A 12727-nucleotide genomic window follows, 5' to 3' on the forward strand; every position below is an offset into this window, starting at 1 on the left:
GAGGAATTACACATGAAAAAATTAACAACAAATCAAGGTGCACCTATTGGAGATAATCAAAATTCGAGAACCGCAGGTGAACGAGGACCCACCCTACTGGAAGATTATCAGCTACTAGAGAAACTAGCTCATTTTGATCGAGAACGTGTACCTGAACGTGTCGTTCATGCTCGTGGAGCGGGGGCACATGGTGTTTTTAAAGTAACGAATAGCATGAAAAAATTTACAAAAGCAGCCTTTCTTCAAGAATCAGGGAAAGAAACACCTGTTTTTGTACGTTTCTCAACGGTTGTTCATGGACAGCATTCACCTGAAACCTTACGAGATCCTCGTGGATTTGCCGTTAAATTTTACACCGAAGAAGGGAACTATGATTTTGTAGGAAATAACCTGCCTGTCTTCTTTATCCGTGATGCAATGAAGTTTCCTGACATGGTCCATTCACTTAAGCCTGATCCGCGAAACAATATTCAAGGAGCGGATCGTTACTGGGATTTCATGTCCCTTACTCCCGAATCTACTAATATGCTGCTTCATCTTTTCTCGGATGAAGGGATTCCAGCAACCTACCGTCATATGCGCGGTTCGAGCGTGCACGCTTTTAAATGGATTAATGAGTATGGAAATATGGTTTATACAAAGCTACGCTGGCTTCCAAAAGAGGGAATCAAGAATTTAACTATGGAAGAAGCGGCTGCTATTCAGGCACATGATTTCAACCATGCAAGCAGAGATCTATATGACGCGATCGAACAGGGTCAATTCCCTGAATGGGATTTATATGTACAGATTCTTGATCCAACTGATCTGGACTCCTTTGATTTTGATCCCCTTGACCCTACAAAAGATTGGTTTGAGGAAGATATTCCATCTCAATTTGTGGGAACGATGACTCTAAATCGTAATCCTGAAAATGTGTTTGCTGAAACGGAATCGGTAGGATTTAACCCAGGAGTCGTTGTACCAGGTATTGAACCATCTGAAGATAAACTGTTACAAGGTCGCCTCTTCTCCTACTCTGATACTCAACGCTATCGTATAGGAACAAATTATCTGCAATTACCAATCAACTGCCCATTCGCACAAGTAAATAACAACCAACGAGATGGTTCAATGCCAATTAAGCAGCAAAATAGTCACATCAATTATGAACCCAACCGTTATCAGGATACTCCAAAAGAAGATCCAGCTTACAAGGATTCTATCTCACCACTCCATGGCTCTGCAGGACGTCAAAAAATTAGTAAAACAAATGACTTTGGTCAAGCAGGTCAGGTATGGCGCCGTTATAGTCCAACAGAGCAAGAGGCTGTCATTCGCAACTTATCAGCCGATCTACAATCAGTATCCGAGCAAACCGTATTACTTGCCATCTGTAATTTTTATCGTGCTGATGAAGAGCTTGGTAAACGTTTGGCAGACAGCTTAAAAGTAGATATCACTCCATATCTGAAACACATAGGTCGATCCTAATCCTACTATTGAAGACATGTTCAAGTTAATAAGAATAAAGTTGTTTAGTGTTACAAACTTAAACAAACATACCACCGTCCAAATACTTGAACGGTGGTATGTTTATATAGATATAGATATAGATATAGACAAAAAAGAGTCATGGCGATGCTCCACTCCTATTTTTTACCCTTTCTTATAAGAAACGACATCCTCATCTATGAAAATGACATCCGTTTCCTTTCGTTTTAGCCAAATGTAAGCAATGGCAGCAAGACCAATCATTGAACATGTGGCAAACATGGATGAAAAAGAACTAATTTGGATAACAAATCCCATGCCAAATCCTCCAAGGGCAAAACCTAAATCATAGGAAGCAAGAAAAACACCGAGTAAGATATGCTTGGTTTCTTTTGGAATAGCAAAGGACATATACGTGATGATTGTAGGATACAGCATCGCTGAAGCCACCCCATTAAATATAGCTGATATATAAAGAAAGTGACCTAAATGGGGCATGTATACCAATAAGGTTGTTCCAATAACCGAACTTACTAAGACAATTGACATAAAGCCTGGATGCCATTTGCCATCAGAAGGAATCGATTTTCTAAGTAAAAATCGACTTACCACCACAACAATAGCCTGTAAAAATAAATATAGTGCTGGATTACCATACCCTGTTGTTATCATATACAAAGGTAAAAAGGTTGAAATGGCGCCAAAAACACTTGCACCGAGGAGCATGACAAAAGCAGAAACAATTAATCCTCGATATCGACATGCGTCCTTGAACGCAGGAATCATTTCACGAAAAGTAAACATACCCTTTTCCTCTTTTATGGCTGGTAACGGAGAGCCAAATACAAATAAAAGGGGGAGCACTGCTAAGACGCCAATCAAAAGTAATAAATAAAGATGATCATATTGAGTCCAAAGTAAAAGCGCTAAGGCAGGCCCATATAAGCCCGGCAGAACAGTAGATAAAGAATACATGGACATTCCTTGTCCTCTATCTTTATCTAGCAAAATCGTGGCGACTCCAATTTGCATAGCCATCGAAAAAAATGCCGTCACAACACCTTGCAGTGCACGGACGATATATAAGCTCTCCACCCCTAGCCAAACATATAAAAGCAAGGCGAACGCATGCCCTGCTAATAACCATTTCATGATGTTCAATACGCTATACTTGGCAATCAATTGACCTGCCCAAGGGCGTAATACCATACATACAAACATGTACAGTCCCATCATGATACCAATTTCACCTTCCCTATAACCATGCTCGGCTGCCTGTAAAGGGAAAATGACAGTCAAGACAGCATTTGCTGTAAAGAAAAAAAGCGCTAGTGCATATAATTGCAGCATTTTTATTGAGAGTGGACTTGTTTTTATGATACATTCAATCCTTTCTTTGTCGTAAAATCCTTAACGAGATGGGTAAAACCACTTCACTTCGTAATGATTATTATTATCAATATAGATTTAAGCACAATTATGAAAAATTGTAAAGAATTTAGAAAACAGCCTCTCTCTGCACTATGACCACAGAGAAAGGCTGTTCTTTTTATAGGCTCCTTATCTAGGAGCCTTTGTTAATTATTTACCAAGTATATTCTCATAGAGGTTATCATATTGTTCGGTGAGGTGGAAATCCAATTCTGTAACTCCTTTTGCCGCCCAGGAGGATAATTTAATAGTTACAACCAAATAATCAATGGATATAAACGGATGATGATTCACATCCTCGGATAGTGTGGCAATTTCATTAACAAAGGCGATTCCGTTAAGATAAGAACGGAACCGGTACTTTTTGGTTAACCATTTCTCCTCTACTAGATCCCAGCCCTGTAGCTCAGCTACTTTTTCTTGAACAACCTCAATCGGAAGCTTTTCATTTCGTTCCACTTCTTCCCCTCCTAACAATGGTTCTAAACTGATCTTCTCCCTTATCCTGCAACCAATCTTAATCCGTTATTGATTAAGCTGTTCCATTCTTCACTCTTTCCCTTCAAATCATTCAAATCCTGCAATAGTTTGTTCTGAATATCTGGCAAGGATTGGTGATGTTGTAACAGTTCATAAATTTCTAAACGAAGAAGCCAATCATTAGTAAACTCCTGCTCAAGATCATGGAAGGCTTGCTGAATTCGCTCTTCCTCATCTTTACCAAACACATCCTTCTCTCGCATTTCTCGTACGCTACCATACAAAGCCTCTAGCTTGGAATATTCTCTTTTTGGTAACGATTTCAATTCTGGCTGCACATCTTCCTCACTATTATAAAATTTCTCAGGATCAGCAGCTCCGCCAAAAACCGAGATAATGGACTCTCCTACTGCCATATCATACTCTCCCCATTCAGGCTGAAAGAGCGCTCGCTCACCATAGCTTACAGTCACATCAGTAAAGGTAATAATTACTATTTTCCCATTTCTTTTAAGAATACTAGCGGTTTCACCAACTAATTGGACTCCACTTTCAAAGGAAAGCTTTGTCTTTTTCCCTATTTCGATTCCGTGACGTTGAAGATCTTCATCACTAAAATCTTCAATTGGTTTCGCTTCATTTTGTAATTTTCCTATAGGTGAACCAAAGCCATGAAAATGTCGATCTTTTCCATGCCCTTCTAGCTCTGCATGATCAAATGCTAGGGTCGTCGGTCCCGTTGTCTTAAGATAGAAGGCTTCTCCTGTAGCATCTTTTTCAATATCCGTTAAGGTACCAGAAACCTGTAGCCCTGAACTGTACACCATGGTTGCTGTAGAACCAGAATGGATCGCTTTATCTAAGCTTTCTGTTCCTCCTCGCTTATATGCCATTCGCTCAGAAAATTCATGAACCGCATCAATTAACTGCTCGAAGCTCTCACACACAAATAATTGAGGCTGCTGTACAGTAATATCAAATCCCGTATTAATGACCGTTTCTAAGTCGAACGGTAGCTTTTTGACCTTATCCGTCAAACTGTTAGCGCTTTCACCAATGGAGGAAAGAAGACCAGCCCCATAAATTCTCGGGTTGTTTACATCTCCGATCATTCCAAATTCAACAGTCCACCAATAAAAGCGAGCAATTTGCTCTGCCTCAGAAACTGCCACGACCTGCTTTGTTTTTTCTTCCAGTGTCTTCTTCGCTGCCTCAACCTCTTCATCGGAAGCCGACCCTAATTCCAACATGTTGGATAAAGCTCTAGCTGCTTCAAAAACTTCATGCTCCTCTTTAGTAGCAATCGCCTTAGAACCGATTGTTCCGAATAGTTTAACAAACTCAGAGTACTTCTCATCACACAAAATCGGTGCATGACCTGCCGCCTCATGGATAATATCCGGCGCTGGGGTATAGAGAATATGCTTTAGACTGCGGATTTCTGAAGCGACGGGTAAAATGCCCTGAGATTGAAAACTGAAAAAAGCGATAGCAGGAATAAATCCGTCTATATTGACGACTCCCCAGCCAAAAGGTGACATACACTCATTCATTTCTTCCACGTTAGGAATCGATTCGATACGTATCCCTGAATCAACAAGTCCTGTGGTAAATTTCTCGTGTGCTACATCCTTTAAGAAATTGTGATTCTGCCTCATAACATATCGCCAAACTGCTTGGTCAATTGGTGAGTACTTTTGATAATTTTGATCAACAATCCATTTTTTCAGATGCCTAGGAATGTTCTTTTCAACTAAATTGCCCATGAAAACCCTCCCATATAAGTGATTGTCACAACCTTCCATCTCTATTATATCAAATCTATTCACACTTCTAGCAAGAGGGGCAATAATAAAATTATTTCGAATTATCTGTACTTATTCTAGTCCAAGCATTTTAGAGAATGAAAGGACTCCTCTACTTTTTCTGGTCCTTCTTAGACTTAAAATACCTAAACTCTTTAATCAATAAATAGATGAGGAAAACAAATAAAATAGGGTCAAGAATCCTTGTAATGCCTTCAGGTATATAGAAGCGAAGATAAAAGGCATACGCAGTCACTAATAGAACAAAAAAAATATACATGTTAAATACTCTCTCCTTCGTATCCAGTACAATGGTTGTTAACTTCTATTTTCAATCACTTCAATAAAATGTTTTAAAATCCTAGCCGTTAAACCCCAAATCACTTTATCCTCAAAATAATAAAAAAGTTCATGTAAGGTTCTAGCTTGCCACTTATATTCTCTTCCTCCTGGGATTGAGTCAAAGGGAAAATCAGCCTCTGGTTCAACCTTAAAGTATATTTTATGAGATTCAGGTGGTTTTGTTAGAAAGAAGTGTAGGGGTACTGTAAAGATATCAGATACTTCTGTAGCATTGGGAGCTATTTCTTCTGGAGAAACAATCGTTCCGACAAATGGATATATGATGCTTCCAAAGGGAGTCAGCAAATAATCTAATGGAAACAGATTCCTGATATGATCTATCGAGATCCCTAATTCCTCAGAGGTTTCTCTTAATGCCGTAAACTGTTCATTGTTATCTGTCGTGTCCACTTTACCTCCAGGAAAACAAATCTCTCCCGGTTGTCTGCGTAACGACTCCGCTCTAATTTCAAAAAGGATATGCACTTCTCCATTTATTTCAATCAAAGGAATGAGAACTGCATACTTCTTACATTTTTCTATCCCCATCATCGCAGGCTGATGCTGAGAAAGTGCAGCCTTGATCACTTCAAGATTCATATTACTCCCTCCAACTAGTAAATTGAAAAGAAGAGGAAGTTTCATTGTTTTAGAAACTCCCTCTCCTATTTTACTGTTTAGTCAAGATCCTGTATAGTTATTTCCTTAACCATACTCTATTCCTAAAATTGTGTGTCAGATAATATTCCACTTTCTATTCCACTGACTATCATCTATGGCATAATGCCAATAAACCTAATTGAAAGGAAAGAAAACAAAGAAAAGGAGGTTCTTGTATGTTTAACATTGGAGATACAGTAGTCTACACATTAGATGGTACAAAGGGAGTGGTGATCAAAGTCGATAACCGTTTATGTCAGGTAAAATGGAAGGATCATTTTATCAGTTGGGAGAAGTATGATCTCCTCGAGTTAGATGAACTGGCTTAATCCAATTCTCTGTTTGTTCTAATTCAGCTGCTAATTGGATTAACCGTTCTTCCCTTCCTTTGGCAGCCATAAATTGTACGCCACAGGGCAAATGATTTTCTGTCTGATGTAACGGGACGCTCATGGCAGGTTGTCCTGTCAGATTGGCTAATTGAGTGAAAGGCATCAGCATTAGACTCTTGTTAGCAATCTGTTCAACCATGCCTATCTTCTTCATCATCCCCCCTAGACCCAAATAATTGACCCATTGGATCACGACCTTCTCCATAGGAGGAGATTCACTTTCTCCAATCTTTAACGGAGGAAAAGCGGTGGTAGGAGTCATATAGAAATCATAGCGTTCATGGAAACACTCCATCTCATACGCTGCTTTATCCCATTCTTTTAGACTAAGCACATATTCTTCAGCCGTTGTTGCCTTGCCCAAAAGCTTTAATAGCCATGTTTTGGGCTCTACATCTGATACTTTCGCTTTTCTGCCCAATACCTCCTCCAAAGAAGCGATCGCTGAAGCTACTTCACCAAAATACATGGTCAGATAGCTATAAGCAAGCTTCCTTCCATCAATATTTGGCTCCTTCTCCTCTACCTCATATCCCATGGATTCTAGTAAACGAACCGTATTCATGACCGCCTTCTGACATTCAGGATGGACTTCGGTTCCGATCGGAGATTTCATACTGAAGGCAATTCTTATTTGTTTATCTAATGGTTTGTCCACATAATCAAGATAGGATTCTAGAAAATGAGGGGTATGAAAAGCAGCCGCTTTCTCGTATATTTTTAGTTCATCTAGCATCGCCGCCGAATCTCGAACCGTTCTCGTCACCACATGCTCAACGGCTGCACCCTGCCATAGCCTGCCATAATGAGGTCCAATGGGAGTGCGTCCCCGTGTTGGCTTCAAGCCAAATAACCCACAGTATGCGGCAGGAATTCTAATAGAGCCTCCTCCATCGTTCGCTCCAGCGATAGGAACCATTCCCGCTGCGACCGCTGCACCTGAACCTCCGCTTGATCCACCAGGAGTATAGTCTATATTCCAAGGATTTCGAGTCGGACCATAGAGAACAGGTTCCGTTATCCCCATCAGTCCAAATTCAGGGACATTGGTCTGACCGAGGATGATCGCACCCGTTTTTCTTATTCGTCTGACATACTCTGCATCTCTTTTTGAACGGTAATTCTGCAATGCCCTTGATCCCGAGGTAATAAGCTCTCCTTCGATTTCCTGAGCGCTATTCTTCAATAAAATAGGGACTCCTGCAAAAGTCCCCTGAGGGAAATGATCTGCATTTTTTCTAGCCTGATCATATAACTTATTCACCACTGCATTGATCTTGGGATTCTCAAGTTCAATGAACTTAATCACTTCCTCAAGCAATTCATGTACTTGTATCTGTCTGCTTTTGATAAGCTCTGCCAATCCGAGACCATCATAGTTTTGATAAAAAAATGAAGACAAGAAATCACCCTCTTTTTTCTTGGTACTTAATAATCTCTTGCAAAAACTCAAACCCATACTTCTCGAATTTGGCTTCCCCTACCCCTTTTACCCGTAACATGTCTGCTCTTGTGGTTGGGCACTGTTGACTTAACTCGCGCAACGTACTATCCGCAAAAACAATATAAGGTGGTACTTGCTCACGAGCAGCTACATCTCGTCGTAATTGTCGCAGCTGTTCAAATAGTTCATTATCTTCTACAACGGTTTCGTATTGCTTCTTCACTCTTTGAAATACTTGTTCTTCCCCTTTTAGAACAGGAAGTACCGATGGAGTCAATTTCACAACAGGAAACTCTCCTTCGGTAAGGCTTAAATACCCCTCAGCTACAAGCATATTGATCATCTCAACTATGCTTTTTTCTGTTTGTTTTTTCATCAAACCGTAAGTAGGGAGCTTATGAAACTGAAAGTCTAAGACTCTTTTATCTTTGGAGCCTTTTAAGACTTTAGCTACAAGAGTACTACCAAATCTTTCATTCATGCGACGAATACAAGAGAAAATCTTCTGCGCTTCAACCGTGATATCTACCTTTTCAAAGTCATCCTTACAATTGCTGCACTTTCCACACTCATCGGCAATGTCCTCTCCAAAATAGCTGGTAATATAAGACTGTAGACAGCGCTGTGAATAGCAGTAATCATTCATTTGTTGCAGCTTGCGGTATTCTTGACTTTTGCGTTCCGGTGTTAAAGCACTTTGTTCGATCAGATATTTCTGAAGTTGAACATCTCTTGGATTATATAGCAGGATGCATTCACTCGGATCTCCATCACGTCCTGCTCTTCCCGCCTCCTGATAGTAAGCCTCTAAATTTCTTGGCATATTATAATGAATCACAAACCGCACATTGGACTTATCAATTCCCATCCCAAAAGCATTGGTGGCAAAAATAATTTTGCAATCATCATATAGAAATTTTTCTTGATAGCTCTTTCTCTCTTCTTCACCTAGTCCTGCATGGTATTTTCCTACCGAATACCCTTTACTAGAAAAATAGTCATAGAGCAAATCTACATCTTTCCTCGTAGCAGTATAAATAATTCCCGACTGATTCTGATTGATTTGTAAATATTCCTTCAAAAAATCACTCTTACTTACACCCCTTAACACAGAAAAGGCGAGATTCTCTCGCTTAAATCCTGTTACATAGACATCCTCCGTATCAATAGCAAGAAGGGTGCAGATGTCTTCTATGACTTCTGGAGTAGCAGTCGCTGTAAAGGCACTGATGTAAGGCTGCTGATCCAATTGTGAAAGAAAGAAACCTATTGCTCTGTAGCTGGGTCTAAAATCATGCCCCCATTGTGACATGCAATGAGCCTCATCAATGGCAACCATCGAAAGTCGGAGCTCTTTCATTAAGCCAACGAATTCTTTCGATTCAAATCGTTCAGGAGCAACATAAAGCAGTTTGACCTTCCCATCTGCAAGCTGAGCAATTCTGCTTCTCACTTCTAGAGCCGATAACGAACTATTAATATAGGTTGCTTCGATTTGCATTTCTCTTAAAGTATCTACTTGGTCCTTCATTAAGGAAATCAGCGGCGAGATCACTAAAGTGATTCCTTCAAAAAGCAGGGCTGGAATCTGATAGCAGATCGATTTTCCTCCTCCTGTTGGCATCACTCCAAGCGTGTTATTTCCGGCTAAGATATTCTCGATGATATTCTGCTGCCCTGTTCTGAATGAGGAATAGCCATAGATTTTTTGAAGCAGCTCCTCTGCTTTTTCGATCATTTTAAAGCCTCCAGCTTCCTTTTTTCCTGTATTTCAACTCTTCTTTTCTCACGCTCCTCTTCGGAGAGCGAGGGGCACGTATAACAATATGACCCTTTTCCCTGATGCAATAAATAATGAAGACAGCATTTGTTTTTCATTCTGACCAACTGACCCTCTTCGTAGGCATCGGGTATCCAGCGAAATTTCATTCGCAATGGATTTCTTCGAGTCAGCCCAAACAGTTCAGCATCAGCCTCTGCTGTCATATAGTGTAAATCATTCTTTAATTTCGCTTGTAGCTCTGGTTGATCGGTATCTCTAATCCATGCTTCATACATATAGTGCAAGGAGCTTGAAGCGGTTGCCCACTGAGTTCCTGGATCTATCCCTGTTATTTCGACTGTGTAATCAAATACTTTCTTTATATGTCCGGCAAAGATAAGCCTAAGCGCCTCTCTGATAGCATCCTCACGATTTTCTTCCGGAGAGATTGCTTTACCTCTAGAAGCATCTATTACTTGAAAAAGGAATGACTTCCCCTCGTATTGCAAAGCAATATTGTCGAAGGAAAAATCCATGATGTGATCGTGATGACTTAATTCATAAAAAAAGGATGAGCATAACCACACATACCAATCTGAAAAAAAAGAACCTACTACCCTATGTTGATCTGTATCCAATATACCAGCATAATGTTCAAAGATCTGATCAAGTCCTCCTGCAAAAAAACGTGAGCCTACGACTTGATTCGCAAATTTTTTGCTAGAGCCAAGCATACAGAATAATTTCTTTTCATAAAAATCAGTTTCTCGATTCATGAGTAGCCTCCTTACCTATTATCTGAGAATGATAATCACTTCTTTAATAGTAGCACATTAGGTAATACGGAGGCTATTCACACTATGATTTTATTTCCTTTATTTCACTTACACAGGTTCTGCATAGATTTTTATTTTTAAAAATAAGATTGTCCTCATAAGAATCACAAAATGAGCAACTCGGATTATATTTTCTCAAGACAATTTGATTATTGGCATCAATAAAAAATTCGAGAGACTCCCCTGTATCAATATTAAAATGCTTTCTTGTAGACTTTGGTAATACAATCCTACCTAACTGATCTGTTTTTCGTACGATCATTTTAATCACTCCTTCTTTTTTTAATAAGATGTTGATCTAGCCTAAAATTTTTCAATATGTCTATATTATTTCGAACCACTAAACAAATGCAACTGATTTGATTTACCAATTACTTTCACAATTCTTTTTTACAGCATAAATGACACAAACCAAAACAGGTATTGTGCCATTTGCCGCTACACTATACACATCCTCTCATCTAATTACCAAGATAAAACATTTTTAGATTCTCCATATTTCTAGATTCTCCATTTTCTTGAAATTTCCTTCTCCTAATTTAGGAAAAATGGAATAACATACCCTTTCTTTGTGATTTCTCTTTCTTTTTAGTATAATAGTAGGGTATATTAATCACGTTCTAACCGTCGGTAAGACCCCGATAAGAACGACTAACTATCATATGGAGTAAAAACTCCATTTGATAGAAGTCTACTTTATAGATTCGTAGCCGGAAGTAAAATTAAGGTGGTTGCTTATGAATAAATGGGTTTCAACCTCAGAAAAACGCAGTTTTTTAAAATGGTTTCTTGAACAACACCGCTTAAAACGAACAGATGCACGAATCATTCTTGAATACATCCTAAAAAATCACCATATCCTAGAAAACATTTCTTTTTCAAATAAAGTCAAAGTAAGTGGACGTAGCATTGTGATTTCTAGTATGAATTCAGATGAAATAGGTTTTCGATTTTATAATGCCGAGAGTAAGACAGAGGATGTTTCTAAAGCACTCACATCCCTTATGCTGAATCCAACTGACAAAGTGTATCTTATTCTCCATTTTCATGGGAAGTTGTTAAACCAACGTTACACGCAATTAGTCGGACATTCAGGTCTGGAAAATTTAAGACGGAATGAACAATTCAACAAGTACTCCAAAGAAGCTGACGCCATTATTGAAAAGGTCTTTCGTGAACAGGAAATACAAAAGATTAAACAACAAATCGATGAGGCCCTCGATTTAAAAGATGCCGCTTTATTTGAGAGTTTGGTACAAAAACTTAAAAAGCTTGAAAATCATCACTAGAGAAGATTTTCAAGCTTTGATTTTTTTTACTCGACTTTACCTCATACACATTATATGACCTTAAAGTTTTTCGCTGCCTCTTCTTTTTCAATCAGCAAGCCTTCAATACGTGTTCGTAGGATAAAGCCTCGTAGCATATTCATTTTATCAGTAGGCACTCTTAGAAATTTAGCACCAAATGTCGCTAGGTTCCCCATCACTCTCCGACGGACAATTTCAATTGTACAAGGGAAATTATCTGAAAGCTGAATTTCCACAGAAGCTGTAGAACGCTCTGTCAAAATAGAGTCCGCTGAGGTAGAGAAACCTATTCCTCCTAAACTGATATCCCCGATAATGATCTGAATAGGAGGATCAATAGGCGTCCTGCTCGAATACAGGCTTTTAATGACAGCGGACACCTCGATTTGAATACGAGGGAATTCTCTTAGTTCACCGTATTTTAATTGATTTGCTGGAGGATAGATTAGAATAATGGAATTCGTTGTACGCGCTACTACAGATGTATAAAATGTATCAATTCCTTTTGGAGAATACACAGTGACTTTAATATAATCTCCTAGCTTATATTGTGTAATCTGAAGAGAAGTGATTTCGATCAGATCACCTTCAGCATAGACGACATTTCCTGAGTTGACATAACCATCTTTTTCCATCATCGCTTGACTTCCTGTCAATACTGCTATCCCCACTTTTCGATTCATTGGATCAAAATTCATCTTCTTCACCTATCTTTTTTAGAATAATGTTAAATAATCCTTCAAAAAATGAGTATCTTAGCAATTCATCAATAATCTTACAAAAACAAAAATG

12 protein-coding genes are annotated in these 12727 nt (G+C 39.1%); 3 read left to right on the plus strand and 9 right to left on the minus strand.

What is annotated here, in order from left to right:
- Positions 1 to 12 precede the first annotated feature (12 nt).
- Positions 13 to 1473 (plus strand): catalase, encoded by a 1461-nt coding sequence (locus tag JCM10596_RS10130; protein ID WP_025027035.1) that lies wholly within the window; start codon positions 13 to 15, stop codon positions 1471 to 1473.
- A gap of 165 nt (positions 1474 to 1638) precedes the next feature.
- Here the strand turns inward: JCM10596_RS10130 and cntE are convergent, their stop codons facing one another.
- The 4 genes from cntE to JCM10596_RS10155 all read right to left on the minus strand — a co-directional run bounded on the left by cntE (position 1639) and on the right by JCM10596_RS10155 (position 6131).
- Positions 1639 to 2823, minus strand: a complete 1185-nt coding sequence (cntE, locus tag JCM10596_RS10135; RefSeq protein WP_051541263.1) for a staphylopine family metallophore export MFS transporter CntE — start codon at positions 2821 to 2823, stop codon at positions 1639 to 1641.
- A gap of 231 nt (positions 2824 to 3054) precedes the next feature.
- Positions 3055 to 3363 carry a 4a-hydroxytetrahydrobiopterin dehydratase gene (locus tag JCM10596_RS10140; RefSeq protein WP_025027037.1) on the minus strand — a complete coding sequence of 103 codons (309 nt, stop codon included), beginning with the start codon at positions 3361 to 3363 and terminating at the stop codon, positions 3055 to 3057.
- Between the two features lie 41 nt (positions 3364 to 3404).
- Entirely contained in the window at positions 3405 to 5150 is a 1746-nt protein-coding gene (locus tag JCM10596_RS10145) for an aromatic amino acid hydroxylase (RefSeq protein WP_025027038.1), read from the minus strand.
- 357 nt (positions 5151 to 5507) lie between these two features.
- Entirely contained in the window at positions 5508 to 6131 is a 624-nt protein-coding gene (locus tag JCM10596_RS10155; protein WP_025027039.1) for an NUDIX hydrolase, read from the minus strand.
- Positions 6132 to 6367: 236 nt separating this feature from the next.
- On the opposite strand from JCM10596_RS10155, the gene JCM10596_RS29750 reads away from it, so the two are divergent.
- Positions 6368 to 6520, plus strand: a complete 153-nt coding sequence (locus tag JCM10596_RS29750) for a hypothetical protein (protein ID WP_199900132.1) — start codon at positions 6368 to 6370, stop codon at positions 6518 to 6520.
- On the opposite strand, the gene JCM10596_RS10165 is transcribed toward JCM10596_RS29750, so the two are convergent.
- From JCM10596_RS10165 to JCM10596_RS10180, 4 genes are all read right to left on the minus strand, one after another.
- Positions 6474 to 7985: an amidase gene (locus tag JCM10596_RS10165; protein WP_025027040.1), complete on the minus strand. Its 1512-nt coding sequence runs from the start codon at positions 7983 to 7985 to the stop codon at positions 6474 to 6476. The genes JCM10596_RS29750 and JCM10596_RS10165 overlap by 47 nt on opposite strands.
- A gap of 4 nt (positions 7986 to 7989) precedes the next feature.
- A complete protein-coding gene (gene recQ / locus JCM10596_RS10170; RefSeq protein ID WP_025027041.1) occupies positions 7990 to 9765 on the minus strand; it encodes a DNA helicase RecQ in 1776 nt (591 codons plus the stop codon).
- On the minus strand, positions 9762 to 10565 hold the full coding sequence (locus JCM10596_RS10175) for a hypothetical protein (protein WP_025027042.1): 804 nt from the start codon (positions 10563 to 10565) through the stop codon (positions 9762 to 9764). The genes recQ and JCM10596_RS10175 overlap by 4 nt, the downstream gene beginning before the upstream one ends.
- Positions 10566 to 10647: 82 nt before the next feature.
- Positions 10648 to 10887 (minus strand): AbrB/MazE/SpoVT family DNA-binding domain-containing protein, encoded by a 240-nt coding sequence (locus tag JCM10596_RS10180; RefSeq protein ID WP_025027043.1) that lies wholly within the window; start codon positions 10885 to 10887, stop codon positions 10648 to 10650.
- A 475-nt stretch (positions 10888 to 11362) separates the two neighbouring features.
- Here JCM10596_RS10180 and JCM10596_RS10185 point away from each other — a divergent pair, with 475 nt between their 5' ends.
- Positions 11363 to 11914 carry a YpiB family protein gene (locus tag JCM10596_RS10185; RefSeq protein ID WP_025027044.1) on the plus strand — a complete coding sequence of 184 codons (552 nt, stop codon included), beginning with the start codon at positions 11363 to 11365 and terminating at the stop codon, positions 11912 to 11914.
- A gap of 50 nt (positions 11915 to 11964) precedes the next feature.
- Here JCM10596_RS10185 and JCM10596_RS10190 read toward each other — a convergent pair whose 3' ends face one another.
- Positions 11965 to 12633, minus strand: a complete 669-nt coding sequence (locus tag JCM10596_RS10190) for a PilZ domain-containing protein (protein WP_025027045.1) — start codon at positions 12631 to 12633, stop codon at positions 11965 to 11967.
- Positions 12634 to 12727 lie beyond the last annotated feature (94 nt).

The sequence above is a fragment of the Caldalkalibacillus mannanilyticus JCM 10596 genome (assembly GCF_000615945.1).
Classification (GTDB): Bacteria; Bacillota; Bacilli; order Caldalkalibacillales; family JCM-10596; genus Bacillus_AT; species Bacillus_AT mannanilyticus.